Source organism: Psychrobium sp. MM17-31, from assembly GCF_022347785.1.
Classification (GTDB): domain Bacteria; phylum Pseudomonadota; class Gammaproteobacteria; order Enterobacterales; family Psychrobiaceae; genus Psychrobium.
Window position 1 is genome coordinate 717,439 of the sequence record NZ_JAKRGA010000001.1, and the last position, 24,078, is coordinate 741,516.

Consider the following 24,078-nt stretch of genomic DNA (forward strand, 5'->3'; position numbering starts at 1 on the left):
GGTAACTAGCTCGTCGTTACCCATAAAATCAGCGCGTCTTCTTTCGAGGTAGAAATCAAACAATGCCCCATCATGGCATCGTAATAAGCACTATCACCAACGCCTAACTTAGTTGGCTCATAAAACTCGGTGTACAGCTCCACCTCACCTTCAATCACCAATAAAAATTCTTCGCCTTCGTGACGTACCCAATCTCCGTAATCGTCGAATGAGCGTGCATGAACGCGTGAGCGATAAGGCATCATCTTCTTTTGGCTTAATTGTGTCGATAACAATTCGTGTTCATATGTCGGCGTTAAATGCGGCACACCTTGCCCCGACTTTGTAATATCGCGACGTCCCGTTGCTTGAGCTTTCTCTGGTTTGGTAAATAGCTGCGGAATATCGATGTTCAAACCCGCTGCTAACTTCTGCATAACAGCAAAGGTCGGCGAAATCTGCTCATTTTCAATTTTAGACAGCGTTGAACGCGCGAGTCCTGTTAGTTTTCCTGCTTCTTCTAACGTCAAATTGTTTTGCTTACGGATGGCTTTGACTTGCTTACCCAATTGCATCTTTTCTACCGGACGCTCTTTTTGTTCATTATCGGCAACAGTCATCGAAGGGTAAATATCAGTAGTCATTAATTGTATTCCATACATAGTGCAGCTCAGAGATGGCCTCAATTGTTACATAAAAATTTCATTCTAGAAACACCCCATTAAAAGTTTACTGGAGTACAAATTTTTAACAAATTACAAACAAAGGTTTCCAATTGGAAACTTTTAATCTATTATGTGGAAAACAACCTAATAAGAGAACGATTATGAAAAGTAATTACAGCTCATTCGAACTAGAACATTTCTTTGCCTCAGGTTTGGCAGCAACCGATGGCGCAGTACAAATGGCTATCGATTTAGAAAATAAACGTCAAGAGCAACAAATTGAACTGATCGCTTCTGAAAACATCGTTTCAAAAGCTGTTATGCAAGCGCAAGGCAGCGCCCTAACCAATAAATATGCAGAAGGCTACCCTGGTCGTCGTTACTACGGCGGTTGTGAATACGTAGATATCGTAGAGCAACTAGCAATCGATCGCGCCAAGCAAATCTTCGGCTGTGAATACGTTAACGTACAACCACACTCGGGTGCACAAGCAAACGGTTCAGTATTTCAAGCACTACTAACCCCAGGTGATACTATTTTAGGTATGTCACTGGACGCAGGTGGTCACCTTACCCACGGCGCTCGTCCAGCCCAGTCTGGTAAATGGTTTAACGCCATTCAATACGGCGTACGTGAATCAGATCTAGCCATTGATTTCGACCAAGTATTAGAACTTGCACGCGAACACAAACCAAAGCTAATTATTGCCGGCGGTTCAGCAATCCCTCGTGAAATAGACTTTAAACGCTTCCGTGAGATCGCAGATGAAGTGGGTGCTTACCTAATGGTAGATATGGCTCACATCGCAGGTCTAATTGCGACTAACCATCATCAAAACCCACTGCCATACGCAGACGTTGTAACGACAACGACTCACAAAACACTGCGCGGCCCACGTGGCGGCATGATCTTAACCAACAGCGAAGAAATCGCCAAAAAAGTTAACTCAGCAGTATTCCCAGGTCTGCAAGGTGGTCCATTAATGCACGTAATCGCTGGTAAAGCGGTTGCCCTTGGTGAAGCACTAGAGCCAGAATTCCATTCTTACATTTCACAAGTCATTACCAATGCTAAAGCACTAGCTAACACGCTAATCTCTCGCGGCTGTGACATAGTGACTGGCGGTACAGACACGCATTTAATGCTTGTTGACTTACGTCCAAAAGGCCTCAAAGGTAATGCGGCAGAGCAAAGTCTAGAGCGTGCAGGTATCACTTGTAACAAAAACGGTATTCCGTTTGACCCAGAAAAACCAATGATCACCTCAGGTATTCGTCTTGGTACTCCAGCTGGTACCAGCCGTGGTTTCACCGAAGAAGACTTCATCCAAATTGGTCACTGGATTGGTGATGTATTAGACGGGTTAGTAAGTAACCCAGAAGACAACAGCGCCGAAGAACAACGCGTATTAGGCCTTGTGCAAGAGCTTTGCAACAAGTACCCACTATACCGTTAAGATTTGCGGATATAGCTTCCTAGTGATAGCAAAACCGTAAACCTAACATCCCCAAGTTGCATCGAGGAACTTGGGGATTATTTATCGCTAACGCGATCCCCCTCCTCGATCGTTTTGTTATTCCTTTAGTTAGTTTGTTCAGCGGCTCTTCGGAGCCGTTTTTTTTCTTTTGAGAGAGAGAAAGCTAGCTAGCGAAATCTAAATAACGATTTACAAAGGGATTAGACAATCGCTGTGGAGAGATTTTTTCGATAATTTCTAACGCAGCACTGGTGCTTTTAACCGCCTGCTGATAGCCACTACCTAATTTAGAGAATGATTCACTATTGGCCAGTTTAGTAAGCTCTGATTGCGCATGATTGATATCTTGCTTAAAGGTATCTGAGGTTTTAGCCTTTTCCACATCGGATAAGATAGTCATCGCTTTTTCTAATCCAGACGACAGCGCAATATTCTTGGCCGACGGATTAGCGCCGTCTTCAGATTTATCAACTGCCTTTTTGATATCCCTAAGGTAATCCACCAAGCTTGTCGGTTTTTCATCTTCTTTCTGCTGAGAAAATTTCGATTTAAACAGCGAGCTTCCCGTTAGGGATTGATACTCACCATCGGAAATCAACCCGTATTCGTGCACCTTTTCAATCAGCGCCTTGGTGTCGATTTGAGTAAAATTACCATGCGAGAAAAACTGCTCACTGATGGCGTGTAATTTTTGCGAGCGGCTAGAAAGCTTAAGTTTCTCCCCAGCCCCTTCGTCGGACACCTTGTCTTTAGAGACATCTTTAAGCGGCGTAACCTTGTCAGCCTTTTCTACTTGAGCGTCGGTTTGATTACCCAAATAATTGGTACTAACTAAGCTGTTATAAAGTCCGATTGAGTTCATTGATGGCTCACAAAATTTTGACGGTTTGGGATAAATAACCCAATAAAGCAAATGCTGCGCCAAACTGACGTGTTAATATAGGGCTATTACCGTTAACTAGAACTACCATGAATACCAAGCACAAACTGCATCCCCGTAACAAACATCGCGGCCAATACGATTTTGCCAAGCTAGCAAAGACAGAGCCGTTGTTAGCACCTCATATTATCAGCAATAAACTGGGTAAACCGTCGATTAACTTTGCCAATAGCGATGCGGTAAAGTTGCTTAATCGCGCGATTTTAAAGGTGGATTATCAAGTAAGTGATTGGGACATTCCCAAGGGGTTCTTATGTCCGCCAATTCCGGGGCGTGTTGATTACATTCATTATTTAAGTGATTTGTTGGCAACTACCTATCAAACTAAGCAACGGAAAAAACCAGCGCTACGAGGACTTGATATCGGCACAGGCGCAGGCTGTATTTATCCGCTGCTCGGCAGGCAGGTTTATCAATGGCAGTTTGTGGCGAGTGATATTGACAGTAAATCGATAAAGTCGAGCCAAGCTATTTTAGATGCCAATCCAACGCTAAATAATGCAATTACACTACGTCTACAAAATGACAATAATCGCATTTTTCACGGCATTATCAACGATGGCGAACTGTTTGATTTTACCCTGTGTAACCCACCTTTTCATGAATCACTTAACCAAGCCAATGCGGGAAGCGAGCGTAAACGCCGCAATTTAGGCACCAATAAACGCGGTGACAGTAAGCTCAATTTCGGTGGTCAAAATGCGGAGTTATGGTGCAAAGGCGGCGAAAAAGCCTTTGTTGGCAAAATGATTAGCGAAAGTGTCGATTTTTCGCAGCAGGTGTTGTGGTTTAGCTCGCTAATATCCAATAAAGACAATTTGCGCCCACTGAAGAAGAAGTTAGAAAAAATCGGCGCAATCGAGATCAAAGTAGTGAATATGGCACAAGGCCAAAAGGTAAGCCGCTTTTTAGCGTGGACATTTTTGACACCACAACAGCAGCAGCTGTGGTGCCAATCAAAGCCTAGTTAATCTAAACTTAAGTTATTCTCTCGCAAATTTATAATGTGGGCCACGTGCAGGATGCGCTGTTATCGCATGCATAAACTCCTCTAAATCTTTCAATTCTTGCTGATTGAGATTAAGTGGCTTAAGCAGATGTGAGGTCTTTGGCGATAGCGGATCATCTTTATCGACGCGCTGCGGAATTCCACCCGCATTGTAGATATTCATAATGCCGTCCATTGCCGCGAAAAACCCGTTGTGCATCCAAGGTTTGTTGTTCATCACGCCACGAAGACTTGGCGTTTTAAATTTACCAACATCCTCAGGATTTTTGGTCACTTTGTAACGCCCCAAATCTTCAAATTTTCGTTTGTAATAGGTTAAACCGATATTGTGAAACTGCTCATCGGAAAACGTTGGACCATTGTGACAGTTAAGACAGCCAGCTTTGGTGCGAAAGAGGTGCAAACCGTTTAACGCACTATCATTCAAACTCGCTAACAACGCATCGCGACGGCGTCCCGGTTTTTCTTCAATCGCCATTAAGAAACGATCAAAGTTAGAAGTGCGTGATAGTAGCGTGCGTTCATAGGTCGCAATCGCCTGACCGATGAGCTTAGCGGTGATCTGCTCTTGGCCAAAAACAGCCTTAAATTGCTGCTTATATTCTTCATTCGCATTTAGGCGCTGCTCCAACTCGGGTAGCGTAAAGTTCATTTCTACTTTATCGACTATCGGCATTAGCGCTTGCTGTTCAAGAGTTGCGGCGCGGCCATCCCAGAATAATGTTTGACGGAACGCGGCGTTTTCAATGCCCGGCGAGTTGCGCGCTCCTGTTTGCCTGTCATGACCAAAGGATTTTTCACGGCCATCGCCCCAACCTAAATCGCGATCATGACAACTGGCGCAAGCAATCTGCCCTGAGCGCGACAGTTTAGGATCGTGAAACAGCTTTTCGCCAAGGCGCATTTTAGCGACGGAAAATGGATTGGTCGTAGGAAATGTCGGCATAGGCACTCGTCCTAGTGGACGATGCTCAATGCCTTCGCGAAGTTGTGGTTTGGGCCATTGATTTATAGGCTTGCTATATAATTTGCGTAACTGCTCTATGGTCAGCGGTACAGCAGTTTGCTGTGCGCTAGCCGCCTGAGATACTGAAAAAGATAAAATCGATGCACTGACTAATGCTATCGATAGTTTATTAATAAAATTCACGGAATTGCCTTGCTATTTTTTGCTAAAAACAAAAAGGCTCCTAATGAATCTAGGAGCCAGTGTTTTAGTATTAATGCTTGTAACTGATGCCTAACCAAAAGCGACGCCCCAACTCTAAACCGGTTGTTTTGGGTGCTATTTGATAGGTACGTTTGTTGAGTAGGTTCTCGCCGTCAAATGACAGCACTACTTTGTCTTTGCCAAATATATCGAATGAATATTTTATGCTGCCGCTGAGGAGCCAAAACGCAGGTCGTTCACCAGCAATATACAGCGGATATTCACGTTTGGATGGCGCACACCCGTTACAAATTGTGGTTGCCTCTGTGTATGACTCAAACTGATTAGTGGCGTAAATAATATCTTGTTTACCATTATAACGCGCCGCAGCCGACAAGCGCCAAGCGCCCCACTCACCGCCCCAGCCTAAGTTAGCTACTATTGGACGATTAAAATCACGACGTTCAAGGCCAAGATCATTGCGGGTTATTAGCGCATCCCTGTTGTTCCCGTCTGCGGTAAGGGTGCGCAAAAATACGAGTTCACTATCGTCGTAATCGAAGTTAAGAGTACTTCTTGAACCGTCAAAGTTGATCGTTTGTGTCTTGCCATCAAAGGTAGCAGCGTCTACTTTACTCACAGCATGTGACAAATTAAATTGCACGTGCTGATTATCAAAGTTTGCCATCCAGCTCAAAGAGATACGCTCATATTCGCTACTGCCATCGTTACCGCCAAAGAGCACTGATTGACCGGTTTCGTTAAAACCTTTGACACGATTAATACTGTCTTTACTTTTACGATTGAGCCACTTTGCCTCTAAGGTCCCACCTAGCAGTTGAGCTCGATACGCTAGCGTAATCTCATCACTATAGGGGGTTTTAGTATCTTTGTACTCGTAACCATAACCGGAGGTTAACTTAGCTGCTTCCCACTGTCCGGGGCGATTATTGAGGACTTTACGCACTTCTTCACGCATCGGAGTCATCGCTTCATTAAGCTTATAACTAGCAACATCGCCTTGATAATAACGATTAATACCTAAGGTAATAGCTTGTGTAGCATCTTCAGTAAGGTCGAATTTTAATCGAGCTCGCGGTGACAGTGTATGATTCTTAAAGAAATCGTTGTATTCATAGCGTAAGCCAACGACAGCGGTTAAACGTTCCCAATCTATCTCATCTTCGATATACAGCGATAAATAGTTAACCTTAGCCTCGGCATTGCTTTGTGGTGATACTTGACGACGTTGGAAATATTGACCTGTTTGGGCAATATTTTGATCAAACAGCAACACATCTTCTGCATTGGTAAAGTCAAATGGACGCCCCAATTCGGCTTCTAATTCGGCAATTGGACGATGATATCGAGTTTCAACACAATCGACTGTATAGCCATTACAGTTAATATCAGGCGAAATAACAACGCCATTGTAAATCACTGAATCTTCCAATCGATTGAACTGGGTGTGCTGATGCTCGAGTTTATAACCGACATTAAACTGTTGGTAACCCCAACGATGACGGATTGCATTAAGTACAAAATCTTGAGAGAAAGCTATAGTATCTTGAATTTTCTCAATATCACCGTAACCACCTTCAGCACTGACCGAGCTATCAGTATATTCGCCCCAGTTTCTGCCTTCAGCTTTAGCCCACAACAGGCGTTGTGATGAGGTTTCTTTGTTGTTGGTACTATTGCGCCAAGACAACGTACTATCAAAATCGCCCCAATCGCGATTTGCTTCCCACTGCCCTGTTACAACAAGTCCACCACCTGTCGTATTGTAATCACTATTGAGTGCATTGGTATCAAAATAATCGGCATCAAATGGTGCATACAATAGACTCGTCGTAAGCAAATCATTAGCTGTTAAATGGTTGTGGTATTTAACCATCGCATTATAGTTCTTCTGTACTTGCTGACGATAGGTACCTAATTGGTCAAAAGACTCTTTTGATTCAAGCATTTGCAATTGAGTACTAATGCCGCTTTGCTCATTGAGCGGTGTCGAATAATAAGCACTAAAATCACGTTTGCTAAAATCTGGAATTGGTAGGGTATCATCACCACTAAATGTTGGCGCATAAAAACGTTGATACTCAACAAAACTACCTGCAGTTTGGCGATAGCTAAATCCATATTGCGTTTTTTGCTCTGCATTCTTGGTTTTGGCTAACACTAAACCGCCAGAAAACTGGCCGTATTTAGCCGGAATGTTACTGTCGTAAACGGTCACTTCATCAAGTAATTGCAGGTTGATAAAAACTTCTTGGCTATGACCAACGACATCTTGCAACAAGTTGCGATCGGCAGTGGCATTACTGGTATTAAGCTTCGAATTGTTGTTTATGCCATCAATACTGTAACCAGATTGTTGACCATAACTTCCCGCGATTGAAACCTCTGGCGGTTTAATGTTAGAAACTTGTCCTGATTGATAGGCTGACTCACCATATTGCACACCTGGCAACACGCCTAGTAAATCATTGAGATTACCATTACCAAAGTTATAGTCTTCTATTAGTTTTTGATCGAGAGTATAGGAACCTTCACTCGATTGAGAAATTGGGTTAATGCGCTGGCCGACGACCTTAATTCGTTCGATTGGCTTTAAACACTGCTTATCATCCTTGGCACACTGTTTGTTCGACACTGAATTTTTCTGTTGTTGCTCACTGGCTTTTTCCTCAACCACAGGAGTCGCAACTTTCTCTTCGCCAAACGCAACAGCAGCTAGCACAATGCTAGCTGCTGGTAACATGTGTAAAAACTTCATAGAGCTTTACTGTTTAGTGCTATCTAACGGGAAGCCATCCACGTCGTCATTCACACCGTCGTTATCACTGTCTTCATCAAGCGTTAAGCCCGACGCGTCAATCATTGCTTGTGTTGCAAAGGCCGCAAAGAAGTTTGGTTTACCATCTTTGTCAGTATCTACACTTGCAATGTTTGTGCGAGTAAAATCATCCCACGTACTCATTGCCGAAGCAGTAGCTGCATTGATTGCATCTTTTTCAACAGTACCAAGCGCTTCATTGCTAGCAATAGCGAAGGCATCGTCAAACTTGCCTAGGCTAGTAAGCTGTGCAGCGTATTTAGGTAAGAAATTTAGTTTAAACTGCAGCGCTGAATCTTCTAAATCCGTCATGTTTACTTTAATAAAGTCATGCCATGTTTTTGTTGCAGCAGCTAATGCAGCGGGCGCATCAGGGTTAACCCCCATTTCGCGTCTAATCGCATTAACAAAACCTAAGTAATTAGTAGAAACGGATCCTGAGTTAAAGTACTTAGCAGTCACAGTACCTTTGTCTTGCTCAGCAGCGTTAGTTTCAACTTTACGAACTAGCTCAAGCGCGCGGTTGTACATCCCTTGTGCTTTTACATAATCTTTAGCTTTATAGTAACTTTCGCCAACTTTAGTAAATAAAATAGCATCGCTTTCAATCTCTCTAGCTTTTTGAAAGTTTTCTTCAATAACAGCAACGTGTTTTGCGATAGCTTCTTTGTCATTTAGCGTTTGAGCGAAATACAGCATGGTTGCTTGTGCGTATATTGCGTCACTAACTTCGATATCTGTATCGTTGATACCGTTGTTATATTTCGTTAGAGCAATATTGCTACAAGTTGTAAACGATGCTTGCATTGCGTCAATATGTGCCTGTGATTGAGTGCGGCTTGTAATTAATTCATACTCTTCTAACACCATTTGACAGCCAGTAGAACCAGTCACGAATTGCTGTTCGACATTCTGCGCTAGGTATGCGTCAGAGCCAATAATCTCAATCCCTTTCCCCAGCATGAATACAGCATTGTCATATTGCTGCTTTTCTCTGTAAAGAATAGCCGCACCTTTAGTACCAACACGACTAAATGCCACGGTGGAGGTGAAGTGCGCACGAAGATTTTCTTCATTTTTCGCAGCTTCCAGTAATGCCAGTGCGTCTTCTTTTGTTGCAGCGTTGGAAACATTAGCTAAAAGTTTTGTCTCATTAGCGTCGTCAGTAATCCATTCTTTATAAAAATCAGTCGCCGCTTTATCTGTTAATAGCTTAATATCAAAATCAGGATATAAATGCACAATGTCATCTGCAACACTAACCATGCCGTAAGGATATTCAACCGCAGTCACAGGCGCAGAATCAGCAGCAGTGCGAGGGTATTCGCTGTCATAATTAACCACACCGTAAAGTGCTAATGCATCTGCAAGCGCCGTCTTGGCTTTTTCGTTTTCACCTAGCACGCGGTACGATTCAACAACTGCTTCTAGTGCTGTATTACGTACACTGTGATAAATTTTACCCAGGTTACCATTGCGGTCATTGCTTACTAAACGGTGACCAACTTGATTAGCATAGCCATGCAGACGATCAACATGTCTAACTGCTAGGTTGTAATTTTCGTCAGTCGGATTATTTTGCCATTGTTCGATAGCATCATTGATTATCCCGCGATAGCCAAAGTAAGCTTGCAAAACATGTGTTTCATAAGGTTTGTCTGCACCGTTTTCGAATAAAACATCTAGTACACTAAAAGCATTTGTAGCTTTCTCAGCATTACCAGCTTTAAAATAAGAATCAGAGATATCGTTGTAAAAGCTAACATCATCACGATTGAACGACGATGTACCTTTTGTTGCTACATATTCCCCATAGAGTGCTAATGCTTGATCGCGCAACTCAGCAGCTTTAGCTTGTTTAGCTTCATCTTGCCCCTGATAGTTATTCGCAACTCCAACATAGGCCCCCGCACGCTGTTCATCACGAACAATTTTTTCATCGCTAGTTAAACGGTCAACTTCTTTTGAAAGACCAGCTGCAGCATAACCATTAGCTAACGCCGTAAATACATCACCTTGGTTTAAGTCATCTTCCAGTGCAGTGACTACTGTTTCTGCACGCTCTAATCGAGAACTATCATCTGCATAGTAGTAATAAGCACGGTCGGCATTGCTGGCTGCGCTAGATGAAAGTGCAAGCGTTTCGGTAACTTCACCGCCATTGCCATCGCTAACTTTAACTTCGACTGAGTCATTCACAACGCTTAATTCGTTAGGCGTGTAAGTAATTGCACCTGTTGCGCTGTCTAGAGTCAATGTTCCTTTGGTTGGCTCTGTAACTACGCTATAAGTTAAGGTATCACCATCAATATCTTGTGCATCTACCGTTGCTGTTTTCGTTTCGCCGCCAGTTAATACAAGCTTTTCAGAGTCAATGGTTGGTGCATCATTTACATTTTCAACCGTCACCGTCACCTGAGCGCTTACCGTGGCTTTTCCATCAGAAACAGAAACACTAAAGGTATCTTGACCGTTAAAGTTTGCGTCAGGTGTGTAGGTTAATTCGCCATTAGCAGCTACTTCTACTGTACCATTGGCAGGTGCATTTCCTAATGAATATGACAATACATCACTGTTATTAGCATCCGTTGCTGTTGCTGTTAATTTGCCGCTCGCATCCTCTTGAACCGACAACGTATAACTAGATTGAGAGAACTCAGGAACTGAATTGCTAGAACTCCCGCCACAAGCGGTTAACGTAGCAACTGCAGCAGCTACGGGTAATAGTTTAAATGTATTTTTCATAACACCTCCGATAAGAAAGGTACGCGATCTTAATGCAAACCATTCTCAATTTCAATGTGATTTTCGTATAAAGTTATAAAAAATAACTAGATGATATCAACGGCAAAATTAGGACGAATAAAGGTAGATAAATAAATAGTTAGAGCAAGTGCAAACACTGAGTTTAAACAAGTGATTAATCTTTGCAGAAGCTACTCATTTGAATATTGAAAAGAAAGGAAGAATAGCAATGATGACGAAAACGCGAGGAAAACATCCTTGTTTCCCTAAGAAAAATTGCAGGGTTAATGGCCCCAAGAACCATACATGGCGTTTGGTAAGATCAAAATGTCTTGTGCTTGACGTTGTAAAAGCTTAGAAATATCAGCATTTTTTTGCGTTGTTTGTGCGATATCTTCGATATTATCGCCCACTTGCATTACCAAGGTAAAATCGCGATTCCACAGAGTTTTTAACGCTTTGTCTTGTGCCCAACACTGAGTTGCTTTACCTGAAGTAAACTCATTACGGCGTAGATCTTTGTCATTGATAATAGTTTTATGATCGATGGCTTTTTTGTCTTGTGGACGCTTGCCCGTTAAACAGGTATTTTTGGCATCGATAGGAAAGCCAACACTCACTAAGTTTTGCCAAGTATCACCATCGTCTAAATGATTGCGATTGGTCACAAAGGCTAATTGTCCGCCTAATTCAATTACCGTTTTCACAAATTCAATGGCTCCTGGAATGGCGGTAGCGTTTTTCTCTTGTACCCAAGCACGCCAGCTATCACTGGTGTAACTGCCGCCAGTTAAGTCCAAACGTTTGTTGTAATCGCTGTTATTTAGCAGTGTTTCATCCACATCCATAATCACTAACCAAGGTGTTTTAGGTAATTGACGTTCTTTTAAACTTTGCGTTGCTTGTTGATAAAGGTAGCTAGTGATTAGTGGAAACTCTTTACTTTGCTGTGTCCATTTTACCCCAGTGCTTAGTCCGAGTTTCTTAGCGGCTGTAGATTTATTATTGGTGGGATTAGCCTGAAGTTGGCCAACGCTTGCTAAGCACAAGCTCGCCGCTAATACACTTGAGATGACTTTGTTCATATTGATTTACTCAGTTGTATGACTTGAAATTTTAGTAACTCAATAATGATACTTTATAACAATAGAATGCTTTGTGATCTAACTCGCATTTGAAAACACGGCAAGTTTTAAGCTACATTGAATCCACAGCAGTCAAGTTATGGAAAATTATGAATAAAACCAATCTCGTTATTGCCATCATCCTCAGCGTTTTATTAGTAATTTCCATTCAGGTTTATCGTCTTTTTTCAGAGCTACCTAACCAAGCTGCCACACAACAATCATCGATGGTTGAGGACGTTCAACCACAAAGTAATTCATTTTCCCCTAATCATCCTGAGAGCACGCCGACGATGGCGACAGTGCTCAAGTCTATATCGACACAATTAGTTTGTGAAGATTTTGAGCGCACTGCCAAAAGCTTTGATCGTTCAAGGCAAAGGTTTATTGCAAAGGTGGCTGCAAATAGTTTTTATGATGGTGTCGATAAGATGGTTATCTTAGATACCTTAATGGCGGAGTATGGCGTTGAATCCACAGTAAACTTTGTTCGCGATATCAGTAGTGTGTCGATAGCGCATGAAGACTTCAAGCAACACAAAAAGAAACTTGTTGAATTAGCGAGTAACGGAAAAGAGTCTGAAGGCAAGCCGACTTTACCAATGAATATTGGCTGGTGGAATACATATCTATCCATTGACGCCACGCTTATCGAGCGAGCTAATTACACTATTAGTAATCTACCCGGTGTTGAAAGAGAAGTTTGGACGCGCGTGGTGGAAGATGCCATAACAGAAAATGATTTCTCGACACTACAACACAGCATTTTGCAATTAGCTAAACAAGATTATCACCCCATTGAAAATGCAATGTTAATACTCGACATCACACAAGCTCTGATTCGCGCGCCTTTTAGCACGGTACAAAAGCAGCGTATTATCGACGATCTCAGCGCCATCAATAGTGCGACGTTTTTCGTTTTAGCGAGAGAAAATAAAGAAGTGAGAGTTGGTCTTGAATTAAAAAACTTAAGTCGCTTTGGCATCGATTTTCGCGCCGTAAACTTCGTTAACATAGCAACACTAACGCCGCAGAGTAACGAACAGCTGTTACAACAATGGCAAAAAAGTCTTACCCAATATGACAAACATAATCAGCGCCCTGTGGCCGAGACATGGTGTAAGGAAAATAAACCTGAAAAGCCTGTGTATTCGATCTCTCGCGTTAGCTTAACGTCTATCATCAACCAAGGCGATTACACGGCACTTAGCGAGTTTATCAACGGTTGCTTTGTCATCGATAGTATTATCGAAACAGACTATTTTCTTACATCTCAAGGTTGGGACAGAGGAAAAATATTTAGCATTGATGCCATGAAAAAAGATGACTTTAAGGAGAAAGCTAAACTCATTAAACAGGGTTTACCAAACACCTATCATCATATTTTTAGTTTTACGTCGGGTGACTCCACAGGGCATCGAAACAATCGATTAGAGCAATTGTCATTGCTGATAGAACACGGCCTTTATCCCAAAGATCCCAACTTAGCCTTCGCGCTGCGCAGAATAAACGTTGAAGATAGCCTGTCAATCATTAAACAGGCTGGCGATATTGCTACCACCAATCAACATGGCGCGAGCTTAGTATTCAATACGATGTTAATGGGCAAGGATGATTTAGCCAAAACGTTAATAAGAAAAGGTTATCCACTAACGACTTCCGTTAATGCGCCCGATCCGCTAATCGCTTATCTAATGCGGCTGCGTAGTAATAAACGTGAATACGATATGGAATTTCTTGAACTACTCATGGCAAACACGCCACAAATTAACCGTTGGCACATTAATGCAGTACATCATTTAAAATTGCGAGGATTTGAACATATTGACGCTATCATAGAGGCCTTCCCAGAACTTTATCCAGAGCCACCAGAAAGCTTGATAGAAATAGATTGTGACGGACACTTCATTGAATTTGGCTAGTTGGAATTATTGTCGCGAGAAAAACCGATAAATAGAAATTCCTATGCAATCAAATTGCTGCTAGGTCGCATTGAAATTGTATCCAATATGCCTTAAAACTAGTGCCGATAAAAAATACAATAACTTCTGGGATCACTATGAAAAAAGTTAATCGCCGCGATTTTCTTAAAACCGCTGTCGGCACAGCGGCATTAGCCAGCGCTACTGGTGCGCTTTCTGGCTGTCAAACCACCACTAGCTCAAAAACGTCACCGCCACCATTACAGCAAGGTAAAAGTGTTATGGGACTGGTTGTTGATAAAATGGATGTCGTACGCGTTGGCTTTATCGGTGTTGGGCAACGCGGTATTGGCCATGTTAAACATTATTGCGTACTCGATGGTGTCGAAGTCAAAGCTATCTGTGATACCCACCAAGAAGTGTTAGATCGCGCCGTCAATCACGTGGTTGAGCAGGGGCGAGAAAAACCAACCGCCTACACTGGCAGCGAGCACGCCTATCGCGACATGCTAGCGCGTGATGATATCGACATTGTCATCATTTCCACGCCTTGGGCATGGCACACACCGATGTGTGTCGAAACCATGGAAAGTGGCAAGCATGCCTTTGTAGAAGTACCCGCAGCAACGACACTTGAAGAGTGTTGGCAACTAGTAGATACCGCAGAGCGCACGCAGAAAAACTGCATGATGATGGAAAACGTTAACTACGGCCGCGATGAATTAATGGTGCTCAACATGGTGCGCCAAGGCTTGTTTGGAGACTTGGTTCACGGCGAAGCCGCTTACATTCATGATTTGCGCTGGCAAATGAAAGAAATTGAGCACAAGACCGGTTCATGGCGCACCTATTGGCATACTAAAACCAACGGCAATCTTTATCCAACCCATGGTTTGGGGCCTGTTTCGCAATACATGAATATTAACCGTGGCGATCGCTTTGACTATGTTACATCAATGAGCTCCCCTGCTCTTGGCCGCGCAGCTTATGCCAAGAAAGAATTCGCCACCGATCACGAACGCAACCAGCTCGATTATATCGCTGGCGATATTAATACCAGTATCATTAAAACGGTTAACGGCAGAACGATTATGGTGCAGCACGACACCACTAGTCCGCGTCCCTACACCAGACATAACCTTATTCAAGGCACTAACGGTACCTTCGCTGGTTTCCCAAATCGCATCGCCGTTGAAACACCGCCACCAGCCATTAAAGCGATTTATGAAGCAGAGCATCAAAAAGCCCTACAAGCGTGGAAAGACGGTGGCGAACAAGGCCGTAAACCTTACCCACCAAGTTTCCACGGTTGGGATCGCGATATGGAAAAATGGCGTAAGCAATACGATCACCCGCTATACACACGCATGGGGGAAGAAGCCAAGCGCAACGGCGGACACGGCGGCATGGATTTCTTAATGAACTATCGCATTATTTATTGTCTGCGCAATGGTGAACCTCTCGATCAAGACGTTTATGATGCAGCAGCTTGGTCGTCAATTTTCCCACTAAGCGTGGCATCGGTAGCAGATCGCAGTAATTCGAAAGACATTCCAGACTTTACCCGTGGCGCATGGAAAACAGGTAAACCATTACCGATAGTTTCGTAGGAGTTTCCCTCGCAGGCGCAGTGCGAAAGATTTAGTTACATCTTTGTACTGCGCAAAAGTCATTACTCCCTGTTCTTTTGTTATGTTATCGCATTTTTTCGGGTACACTCGAAGGCGATAAAAATAGATGTATCGGCAAATTAAGGCGGTACATACAACAACACAGGGATTTCCATGAAAACCAAATTAACCACTCTTAGCCTACTTTTGGCACCAACGCTTATTTTAAGCGGCTGTGATAGTTCACAGCAGACAACCTCACCAGAAGCATCAGCGCCAGCATCTAAACAAGCGGCTCCAGAAGTCAAAGCGCCTGTTGCTAAAAAAGTGCCTCATGTCATTGAAACACACGGTCATAAACGTACCGATAACTACTACTGGATGCGCGATGACGAGCGTAAAGATCCAGAGATCCTAGCGCATCTAGAGGCTGAAAATGCCTACACCAAAGCGAAGCTTGCGCATACCGAAGACATGCAAAAAGTGTTATTCGATGAAATCAAGGGCCGTATTGTTAAAGACGACAACTCGGTACCAGTGCAAGACGGCGCATACTACTATTCAAGCGAAACCACAGGTGACAATGAATATCCTGTTCACGTGCGCGCAAAAGATTTTAACGGCACCGACAAGCAAGTATTGCTTGATGTTAATGAATTAGCCAAAGCACACGATTACTATGCGGTATCAGGTTTATCAGTTAGCCCGAACGACAAAATTTTAGCGTATGGCGAAGATACAGTAAGTCGCCGCATTTACACCATTCGCTTTAAAGATCTTGCTACAGGCAAGATGCTACCAGATAGCCTTGAGGGCACTAGTGGCGGCGCAGTTTGGGGGAACGACAACAAAACCGTTTACTACATAAAGAAAGATCTGCAAACCCTACTTGGCTTCCAAGTTTACCGTCACACGCTAGGTCAACCACAAAGCAGCGACGAGTTAGTGTATGAAGAGCAAGATAAGTCTTACTACACCTACGTGTGGAAGTCGAAAGACGGTTCGACCATCTACATTAGCCACGATAGCACCGAAGCTAGCGGCGTATCGCTTATCGATGCTAACGACCCTAAAGCAAAACCGATGCGCGTTATTCCTCGCCGCAAGGGTCACGAATATTCAGTGGCTAAAAAAGGCGACGATTTCTATATCAATACGAACTGGAACGCCACCAACTTCCGTTTAATGAAAGCCTCTAAAGCCGATTTAAACGATCAAAGCAAATGGGTTGATGTTATTCCAGCTAACGACAATGTAAAACTCAACGGTTTCTCACTATTTGATAACCACCTTGTTTACAACCAGCGTGACAACGGCTTAACAAAAATCACTGTGCGTGATTTAACCACGGGTAAAGAGCGCGAGCTTGAGTTTAACGATCCTGCTTATCGCGTGAGTCTATACGGCAACAACAATCTAAACAGCGATAAAATTCGTTTGTACTATTCAAGCATGACAACGCCGGGATCTCACTACGATTACTCATTAACAGGCGATGCTAAAAAGCTCCTTAAGCAATCGAAAGTGTTAGGTGATTTCAACGCTAATAACTACAAATCAGAGCGCATCATGATTACCGCACGCGACGGTAAAAAAGTGCCTGTGTCACTGGTTTATCGCAAAGATAAATTCAAGAAAGACGGCACAAACCCACTGCTACAATACGGCTACGGTTCGTACGGTTCAACCATGGATCCATCGTTCTCTATCACGCGTTTAAGCCTATTAGATCGCGGTTTTGTTTACGCTATCGCCCATATTCGCGGTTCACAAATGCTTGGTCGTCCTTGGTATGAAGATGGTAAAAAGCTGACCAAAATGAATACCTTCACCGACTTTATCGACGTGACCAAAGGTCTGGTTGAGCAAAAATACGGTAACAAAGACAACATTTTTGCGGCTGGCGGCAGTGCTGGCGGCCTATTAATGGGCGCAGTGATGAACATGGAACCGTCTCTCTACAACGGTATGGCTGCGGCAGTACCTTTTGTTGACGTGGTAACAACCATGCTTGATGAGAGCATTCCATTAACCACCAATGAGTTTGATGAGTGGGGTAACCCGAAAAACAAAGAGTACTACGACTACATGTTATCGTACTCGCCATACGATCAGGTTAAGGCGCAAGACTACCCGAATATCTTAGTAACTACGGGTCTACATGACTCACAAGTACAATACTTCGAACCAATGAAGTGGGTTGCTAAATTGCGTGAATACAAAACAGGTGACAACCTATTAGTATTCAAAACCGATATGGAATCGGGTCACGGTGGTGCATCTGGTCGCTTTAAGCGCATTAACCAATCGGCACTGCAATACGCGTTCTTCTTAGACTTAGTTAAATAAGACCGCATAAAATTTACTTAATTTAGGATTTCCTAACCGCCCGCTTAAAAATTTAAGCGGGCTTTTTTGTACCATCAATACTATTGTCAATTTTGCGCAAGGTGATAAGCTGAATTTAAAATCAACTGCTTAATTTACTATGCCAACTAACTTTGCGAAGCCATGGATTGCCGCCTTGTTAACCAGTCGCTGGTTATTACAACTCAAACGATTTAGCTATGAATGCTATCGCAAAGTCTTTGTGCGCCGTCATCCTGTCACCTTTTATTACAGCTGTTACGATCCCTATTCCCATCTTACTGCGCAAGTGCTTGCAGAGCTGGTGATGTTTTTTGACGTAAAATTAAAAATAATAATTGTCGGCGCGATTAACCAAATCGATGAACCAGCCCATATCAATTATGCGCTGCGCGATTGTCAACAGCTTAGTAAGCGTTATCAGCTTAGCGACTTTTCCAATAGTGCTATTCCCTCACAAGCAGCCTTTAACGCAGCAAATAACTTGTTATTATCGGGTGAATTGACCTTGGAGCGACTCATTGCCGTAGGCCAGCAGTTATGGTGTCAACCTGAGCTGTTAAATATGAAACAGCATCCGGCACTTACGAGTCATTTAGCACAAAAACTTAAAAAAAATACTGCCAAAGTACTGGCCAAAGGGCATTTTCAAAGTGCTGTACTCCACTATGGCCGAGAATGGTATTGGGGATTAGATCGCCTGAGTTTTCTCACTCAGCGTTTAAAAGAGCTTGGTGCCTGTAAGATGGACAATCGACTGCTCAATTTTGATAGGCCAAGCTCGCAATCTATCGACTATCCTCAAGAACCAAAATCAATAGATGTATATCTCTCTTTTCGTAGCCCCTATTCTTACATCGCTTTATGTAGGTTAGCGAAACAGCCAGATATAGCTATCAATTTAAAACCTGTTTTGCCGATGGTTATGCGCGGTATGGAACTATCCAAAACAAAGAAGATGTGTATTTTATTAGACGCAGCGAGAGTTGCGCATGCGTCGGATATCCCATTTGGAAAAATCTGTGACCCGCTCGGCAAGGGAATTCACGATTGTATTAACTTATTTTATTTCGCCAACACTCAGGGTAAATCATTAGAAATGATAACTGAGCTGATGACTGGCATTTGGTCACAAGGTCTCGATGTCAACGATCGCAATTCTCTCCAGTCCATTGTCGAGCGCTTAGATCTCGATTGGCAGCAAGCGTTAGATGCAATGAGGGCAAACCACGGCGTCCATCAAGCCCATGTTAATAGCGATGATTTAGCTAAACTCGGCCTATGGGGAGTACCGAGTTTCAAAGTGGGCCAAATGACATATTGGGGCCAAGATAGATTATATGATGTCCTTTCGTCTTAATTAATCGCTAATTCAGAAAGGTTATATTGCTCTAAAATTGTATTCCATTGCTCAATAACTTCTGGTTGTTGCAATATCTTATTGACGTCCTGTTTCAATTTTACATGTAATTTGTTGTACAACATGCGTCTTGTATAGCGCTCTGCGGTTACTGGTTCAAAATGCAAAGCGTGGGCAAAATCACTGTGGGACTGATAGTGATGAGCAACGAGCCCCGGCACTATCGAAAAATCTCCGCGTTTCTTGGCAATTAAATTTAATAAATTTGGCACTGACGATGTGTCTATTCGTGTTACTTGCCCCGACTTTAATTCAGACCTAATCATTGGATACTGATGACCAGTAACGCCAATAAAAGACCTTTGACTCGGCGTTTTAGCAACAAGACTCTGTACTGGTTTTGCAATAGGAGAGACGATTACATCGTAACCTGTCAACAATGGCTCGGATGCAACTAGTGTGTTAGGAAACCAATGTGGATTGACTAAAGTTACCATACCTAACTGAGATGACTTTAGCTTCATATCAACGCGCTTGCGCGGTAAGTATTCAACTACGAAATGATAGTGACCTTTACTATGGCGAGTTAGCAGCTGTGCAATATCATCGACTAAGCCACGTTGGGTATTTTCATTGAAAAACGGGCTTAAGTCATAATACGTCCACATGGTCACAGTTTTGATCCGCGATTCACCCACAGTGCTGACACTAAAGAAAAATAGCATTATGAATGCACAGATAAATCTCACAATATAGTCCTAGTTACAATGACTTCAAAAAGATAGTTTAAGTTTTCGCAGCTAGCCATTTTATTCAATTTTTTATTCAGCTAGGTCGCTATTCTAGCGCTATGAATTAGCGATGAGAACAACAGATGAACAACAGCCATCACACTATTGTAATTGGAGCTGGCCACGCAGGATTGGCGGCTGGATATTATTTAAAGCAACATAATGTGGATTATATGATCGTCGATACCAATCAACGCGTGGGCGATCAATGGCGAAATAGATTCGCAGGTTTGACGTTATTTACACCCAACGCGCTAAATTGTTTGCCGAGATATCAGGCTCCGAGATCACAAGGGCGCTATCAAACTAAAGATGAATTCGCAGACTACTTGGAGCAATACAGTATTCATCATCAATTACCCATGCTATTAGGCCAAGAAGTAAAACAGATAACACGTCTGCGCAATGGCCAATATTGCATCGAATTGCCTCATCAACCCCTAATTGCGAATCATATTATCCTAGCGACAGGAGCGTTTAAGGATATTGCTATTCCACAATTTTCCAGTGAATTTACAGGCGTGCAATTAACCATCAATCAACTAGCCCGATGCGAGCTAATAAATCAACGCGTTCTTGTCGTTGGTGACGGCGCATCAGGCAGACAAGTTGCTACAACACTAAGTGAAAATAATATTGTCGCATTGGCCCAAGGTAAAAAGCGTAATCTGATCCCCGAGTCTATATTGGGAATTAGCAGTTTTCGCTGGCTAAAATGGTTGGGGATTTTACGGTTGCCAAAGACTTGGGCTGTTGCCAAATGGTTAAAGCAGCGCGACCCTTTTCCTGACACGCAAATTAATGACAAAGCTTTGCGCCTGTGTGGTATTGAGCTCATGCCTAAACTTACCGCTTTTGACCCAGAGGCTATATTTGCTAACGACGAGAAACGCTCGTTTGACGCTATTGTTTGGGCAACGGGTTATCGCAATAAAGCGATACCAATAATCGATGAGAAAAATGACAGTGACAGTCTAAACGACAACATCTGGCCACTGGGACAAGCGTGGCAGTTTAATCGCGCTAGCGGGCTGATTTATGGCGCCCAATTCGACGCCAAAATCATTGTTGATAAGATATTAAAACGATAACTACTTTTTAGTCGCTACTTCTTAGTGGCAACAAAGGTTTTATTAACAATGCGCCACTGACCATTGCGTTTATACATCACTAAATAGTCAACATAATGGGTCTTTGGCGTATCAAAATCTAGCTTCACCATCGCCATTTTGTCATCAACGATGTCAACACTTAACACCTTCGCCTGCCATAAATCAGGCGTTGCCTTTTTAAACACCTTGGCAAATTGCGCTAGAGGTACTGTGCGCACAATATCATTACCGGTTTCTTTATCCACCATTGGCATTTTTATATCACCAAAATCCGTATCAAAAGCCTCATTAAGCAGCGCTTGGTCACCATTGGCCGCCCCATTAAAATATTTATAAGCCGTTGCAACTACCGCTTCATATTCATTACTTGTTTTTGCCTTAGCAAAGCTCTGACCGCTAATACTACTCACAAGTAGCGCAACAATCACAATCATCGATTTATACATTGTTAATTCCTTCTCTCAAGGTGATGAATTCGTCGATTCATTTGACCTAGTTTGGCGCCGTTTGTACATCGGCAAAATGTAATAATTCATGTCGATTAAACACTACTGACAGAATGCTGTCAGTAGGCCAGTGCTATTGTATTTCCATCGCAGCAACAAGTGCTACGACAACAAAAATAAATTACAAATCAAAGGAATACACAATGTTAGATCACACACCTCTCGTTTGGGCAGAAATTTCAGTTAACGACATGAGTCGCGCACAAGCTTTTTACAAGGAGCACTTTGGCCTGACCTTTAAATACGAAGAAATGAATGACATGGAAATGGCTATTGTCGAAACTAAAGATGAATCAGTCACCAATCTTGCGCTTGTTAAACACGATATGATGAAACCAAGTTTAGAGGGTTCAACTATCTATTTGCATCTTGGTGACTCATTACAAGCACAAGTGAACGCGCTAAAAGAAGCTGGTGTTGAAATCTTGTTGCCAGCCATGCCAATTAAAGACGGCAGCTGTGGCAGTATCGCTATCTTTGTAGATTGTGAAGGCAATAAAATTGGTTTATGGTCTCAAAATATGTAGGCTCTATAGCCATAGGTGCTCAGCGTTTTGAGCACCGTTTTATGAGCATCTTATCGAGAAAATACTATGCGCCGCGCCGACCGACTGTTTCAGATAATTCAGCTACTTAAAAATCGTCGTTTAACGACCGCGCAACTGCTGAGCGAAGTGCTCGAAGTATCGACTCGCACCATTTATCGTGACATTCAAGATCTCATTGTCAGCGGAATTCCCATTGAGGGCGAAGCTGGCGTTGGCTATATGCTGCGCAAAGAAGTCGATGTGCCGCCGCTAATGTTTAGCGAAACCGAGTTAGAAGCCATTCAAGTTGGCATGCGGATGGTTCAGGCATGGGGCGGTCACGAACTGTCGAAAGCAGCTAAGCAAGCCATGATAAAGGTTTCTGCGGTGCTGCCAGAACGCTTGCAGTCATTTAATGCGTTAATGTTCGCCCCCAACTTTTACGATCAAGCGCCTGAGTTTCAACACATAGATACCCTGCGCAATGCCGCTCGTACAAGGCAAGTTCTGCGCTTTGATTATTTAGATGCCAATCAGAACCCAACACTACGCCAAGTGCGCCCGTTGGCCATTTATTTATGGAAAGCGAAATGGACGGTCTTAACATGGTGTGAACTAAGAGCTGATTTTCGCAACTTTCGCATCGACCGCATTCAAACAATAACCTATATCGGTAAATCATTTGAGCCGCAAGTTGGCCAACGACTGGAAGACTTCCTCGAACAAATCTATCGCGAATACGATGTAACACCAGACAATTCAACAATATGATCTAATAAGCCTAGCTGGGTTCAGAGTGCGCCATAAAAAAGAAGTGATTTAATCAACATCACATGTATAATGTATACAATATAACAACAATATGTGGATCCCCTCATGCAAAAATCACTGCTAACAGGCCTACTAGCGCTTGGGTTAATTACGGGCTGTCAAACGACTGAGCCTGCTCCAGAAAAAGTCGATTACAGCAAGATGAAACTCGCTTACGGCAACGTCGTTAAAGACGGCGAAGTCTACGTGCCATCGTGGGTTATCAATGAAGAAAAAATCAATAAAGTGCTAGCTTTTGAGCATAAATGTGCCGAAAACCTAGTATTGCGCTACCAAAAAATGTCACAAGCCGATGTCGAAAAGTCGTGTAAGTTACTACTAGACACCGAATCTCGATTCCACAAGCTATTCGGTACCCAAGGCAAGCCATTGTTGCACGATAACAACGATGTATTGCGTGCCAATATTTACGCGGGTCGTGATGATTACGTGAAATACGTAACCGAGCATTTTGACGTACCATCGAACAACGGCGGCATGTATTTAGAAGGCTTGCCACATATGGAAAACAACAGCGCAGAATACGTTGCTTATCTGCGTAATGGCCAAGTGTGGAACCTAAACCACGAGTTTGTTCACTACCTCGATGGTCGTTTTAACACCTACGGTGATTACTGTTCACCACCACACGACAACCATTACGGTCCAGAATATTGTCCAAAGCCAGCGCCAGAGCCGCCATACTTAATTTGGTGGGGTGAAGGTTTAGGCGAATACGTTGCTCACATGAACAACAATAAACGCGCGCTGCAATTAGCTGGTGATAAGACTTATCAATTAAGCGAATTGTTCTACAACAACTCAGCCAACTGGAATACCGATCGCATCTACCGCTGGGGCTATTTAGCCGTGCGCTACATGATGGAAAAACAGCGCGATAAAGTAGACGAGATGCTATTTCACGTGCGCCGTGGCGATTACCCACGTTACCAAAAAATCGTTAAAGATTGGGGCACAAGTATGGATGCAGACTTCCACGCTTGGTTAGATACTGTGGCGATAGCTAAAGACAAAAAGTAACGTCAATCAGTAATTTTCGTCGATGATTTTCGGCGAGGTGGCCACTCACCTCGCCTTTTTTATGCCTGCGTTTTTGCATGCAAACTATCATTAAATAACTAGA

The 24,078-nt window shown here is 43.0% G+C and carries 18 protein-coding genes; 10 read left to right on the forward strand and 8 right to left on the reverse strand.

Annotation, left to right across the window (positions count from 1 at the left end; translation table 11 throughout):
• Nucleotides 1-5: 5 nt before the first annotated feature.
• A complete protein-coding gene (locus MHM98_RS03165; RefSeq protein WP_239437785.1) occupies nt 6-623 on the reverse strand; it encodes an XRE family transcriptional regulator in 618 nt (205 codons plus the stop codon).
• Between the two features lie 182 nt (nt 624-805).
• Here MHM98_RS03165 and glyA point away from each other — a divergent pair, with 182 nt between their 5' ends.
• Nucleotides 806-2,101 carry a serine hydroxymethyltransferase gene (gene glyA / locus MHM98_RS03170; protein ID WP_275441375.1) on the forward strand — a complete coding sequence of 432 codons (1,296 nt, stop codon included), beginning with the start codon at nt 806-808 and terminating at the stop codon, nt 2,099-2,101.
• Between the two features lie 184 nt (nt 2,102-2,285).
• Here glyA and MHM98_RS03175 read toward each other — a convergent pair whose 3' ends face one another.
• Nucleotides 2,286-2,984, reverse strand: coding sequence for a hypothetical protein (locus MHM98_RS03175; RefSeq protein WP_239437786.1), 699 nt, complete (start codon nt 2,982-2,984; stop codon nt 2,286-2,288).
• 107 nt (nt 2,985-3,091) lie between these two features.
• On the opposite strand from MHM98_RS03175, the gene rlmF reads away from it, so the two are divergent.
• Nucleotides 3,092-4,033: a 23S rRNA (adenine(1618)-N(6))-methyltransferase RlmF gene (gene rlmF / locus MHM98_RS03180; protein WP_239437787.1), complete on the forward strand. Its 942-nt coding sequence runs from the start codon at nt 3,092-3,094 to the stop codon at nt 4,031-4,033.
• Between the two features lie 12 nt (nt 4,034-4,045).
• Here the strand turns inward: rlmF and MHM98_RS03185 are convergent, their stop codons facing one another.
• From MHM98_RS03185 to MHM98_RS03200, 4 genes are all read right to left on the reverse strand, one after another.
• The gene (locus MHM98_RS03185; RefSeq protein WP_239437788.1) at nt 4,046-5,221 is read right to left on the reverse strand and encodes a cytochrome c peroxidase; all 1,176 of its coding nucleotides are present in this window, start codon (nt 5,219-5,221) and stop codon (nt 4,046-4,048) included.
• A gap of 70 nt (nt 5,222-5,291) precedes the next feature.
• Complete coding sequence (locus tag MHM98_RS03190) at nt 5,292-8,000, reverse strand: TonB-dependent receptor plug domain-containing protein (protein ID WP_239437789.1); 2,709 nt, start codon at nt 7,998-8,000, stop codon at nt 5,292-5,294.
• 6 nt (nt 8,001-8,006) lie between these two features.
• Nucleotides 8,007-10,805, reverse strand: a complete 2,799-nt coding sequence (locus MHM98_RS03195; protein WP_239437790.1) for a cadherin-like domain-containing protein — start codon at nt 10,803-10,805, stop codon at nt 8,007-8,009.
• 284 nt (nt 10,806-11,089) lie between these two features.
• Complete coding sequence (locus tag MHM98_RS03200) at nt 11,090-11,890, reverse strand: HAD family acid phosphatase (protein WP_239437791.1); 801 nt, start codon at nt 11,888-11,890, stop codon at nt 11,090-11,092.
• A 149-nt stretch (nt 11,891-12,039) separates the two neighbouring features.
• Here MHM98_RS03200 and MHM98_RS03205 point away from each other — a divergent pair, with 149 nt between their 5' ends.
• The 4 genes from MHM98_RS03205 to MHM98_RS03220 all read left to right on the forward strand — a co-directional run bounded on the left by MHM98_RS03205 (nt 12,040) and on the right by MHM98_RS03220 (nt 19,188).
• Entirely contained in the window at nt 12,040-13,851 is a 1,812-nt protein-coding gene (locus MHM98_RS03205) for a hypothetical protein (RefSeq protein WP_239437792.1), read from the forward strand.
• 137 nt (nt 13,852-13,988) lie between these two features.
• Entirely contained in the window at nt 13,989-15,461 is a 1,473-nt protein-coding gene (locus MHM98_RS03210; protein ID WP_239437793.1) for a Gfo/Idh/MocA family oxidoreductase, read from the forward strand.
• Between the two features lie 174 nt (nt 15,462-15,635).
• Nucleotides 15,636-17,810 carry a S9 family peptidase gene (locus tag MHM98_RS03215; protein WP_239437794.1) on the forward strand — a complete coding sequence of 725 codons (2,175 nt, stop codon included), beginning with the start codon at nt 15,636-15,638 and terminating at the stop codon, nt 17,808-17,810.
• 139 nt (nt 17,811-17,949) lie between these two features.
• Entirely contained in the window at nt 17,950-19,188 is a 1,239-nt protein-coding gene (locus MHM98_RS03220; RefSeq protein WP_239437795.1) for a DsbA family protein, read from the forward strand.
• On the opposite strand, the gene MHM98_RS03225 is transcribed toward MHM98_RS03220, so the two are convergent.
• Nucleotides 19,185-19,937, reverse strand: coding sequence for a hypothetical protein (locus MHM98_RS03225; RefSeq protein ID WP_239437796.1), 753 nt, complete (start codon nt 19,935-19,937; stop codon nt 19,185-19,187). The two genes, MHM98_RS03220 and MHM98_RS03225, sit on opposite strands and share 4 nt — an antisense overlap.
• Before the next feature lie 125 nt (nt 19,938-20,062).
• On the opposite strand from MHM98_RS03225, the gene MHM98_RS03230 reads away from it, so the two are divergent.
• The gene (locus MHM98_RS03230) at nt 20,063-21,070 is read left to right on the forward strand and encodes an NAD(P)-binding domain-containing protein (protein ID WP_239437798.1); all 1,008 of its coding nucleotides are present in this window, start codon (nt 20,063-20,065) and stop codon (nt 21,068-21,070) included.
• 14 nt (nt 21,071-21,084) lie between these two features.
• Here MHM98_RS03230 and MHM98_RS03235 read toward each other — a convergent pair whose 3' ends face one another.
• A complete protein-coding gene (locus MHM98_RS03235) occupies nt 21,085-21,537 on the reverse strand; it encodes a nuclear transport factor 2 family protein (RefSeq protein ID WP_239437799.1) in 453 nt (150 codons plus the stop codon).
• Nucleotides 21,538-21,740: 203 nt separating this feature from the next.
• On the opposite strand from MHM98_RS03235, the gene MHM98_RS03240 reads away from it, so the two are divergent.
• From MHM98_RS03240 to MHM98_RS03250, 3 genes are all read left to right on the forward strand, one after another.
• A complete protein-coding gene (locus tag MHM98_RS03240; RefSeq protein ID WP_239437800.1) occupies nt 21,741-22,124 on the forward strand; it encodes a VOC family protein in 384 nt (127 codons plus the stop codon).
• 66 nt (nt 22,125-22,190) lie between these two features.
• Nucleotides 22,191-22,895 (forward strand): YafY family protein, encoded by a 705-nt coding sequence (locus MHM98_RS03245; protein ID WP_239437801.1) that lies wholly within the window; start codon nt 22,191-22,193, stop codon nt 22,893-22,895.
• 105 nt (nt 22,896-23,000) lie between these two features.
• On the forward strand, nt 23,001-23,975 hold the full coding sequence (locus tag MHM98_RS03250; protein WP_239437802.1) for a collagenase: 975 nt from the start codon (nt 23,001-23,003) through the stop codon (nt 23,973-23,975).
• Nucleotides 23,976-24,078: the final 103 nt, after the last annotated feature.

Excerpts from the sequence above, each read along its gene's own strand:
- MHM98_RS03165 (WP_239437785.1), bottom strand. The coding sequence starts at position 623 with ATGACTACTGATATTTACCCTTCGATGACTGTTGCCGATAATGAACAA.
- glyA (WP_275441375.1), top strand. The coding sequence starts at position 806 with ATGAAAAGTAATTACAGCTCATTCGAACTAGAACATTTCTTTGCCTCA.
- MHM98_RS03175 (WP_239437786.1), bottom strand. The coding sequence starts at position 2,984 with ATGAACTCAATCGGACTTTATAACAGCTTAGTTAGTACCAATTATTTG.
- rlmF (WP_239437787.1), top strand. The coding sequence starts at position 3,092 with ATGAATACCAAGCACAAACTGCATCCCCGTAACAAACATCGCGGCCAA.
- MHM98_RS03190 (WP_239437789.1), bottom strand. The coding sequence starts at position 8,000 with ATGAAGTTTTTACACATGTTACCAGCAGCTAGCATTGTGCTAGCTGCT.
- MHM98_RS03195 (WP_239437790.1), bottom strand. The coding sequence starts at position 10,805 with ATGAAAAATACATTTAAACTATTACCCGTAGCTGCTGCAGTTGCTACG.
- MHM98_RS03200 (WP_239437791.1), bottom strand. The coding sequence starts at position 11,890 with ATGAACAAAGTCATCTCAAGTGTATTAGCGGCGAGCTTGTGCTTAGCA.
- MHM98_RS03205 (WP_239437792.1), top strand. The coding sequence starts at position 12,040 with ATGAATAAAACCAATCTCGTTATTGCCATCATCCTCAGCGTTTTATTA.
- MHM98_RS03210 (WP_239437793.1), top strand. The coding sequence starts at position 13,989 with ATGAAAAAAGTTAATCGCCGCGATTTTCTTAAAACCGCTGTCGGCACA.
- MHM98_RS03215 (WP_239437794.1), top strand. The coding sequence starts at position 15,636 with ATGAAAACCAAATTAACCACTCTTAGCCTACTTTTGGCACCAACGCTT.
- MHM98_RS03220 (WP_239437795.1), top strand. The coding sequence starts at position 17,950 with ATGCCAACTAACTTTGCGAAGCCATGGATTGCCGCCTTGTTAACCAGT.
- MHM98_RS03230 (WP_239437798.1), top strand. The coding sequence starts at position 20,063 with ATGAACAACAGCCATCACACTATTGTAATTGGAGCTGGCCACGCAGGA.
- MHM98_RS03235 (WP_239437799.1), bottom strand. The coding sequence starts at position 21,537 with ATGTATAAATCGATGATTGTGATTGTTGCGCTACTTGTGAGTAGTATT.
- MHM98_RS03240 (WP_239437800.1), top strand. The coding sequence starts at position 21,741 with ATGTTAGATCACACACCTCTCGTTTGGGCAGAAATTTCAGTTAACGAC.
- MHM98_RS03245 (WP_239437801.1), top strand. The coding sequence starts at position 22,191 with ATGCGCCGCGCCGACCGACTGTTTCAGATAATTCAGCTACTTAAAAAT.
- MHM98_RS03250 (WP_239437802.1), top strand. The coding sequence starts at position 23,001 with ATGCAAAAATCACTGCTAACAGGCCTACTAGCGCTTGGGTTAATTACG.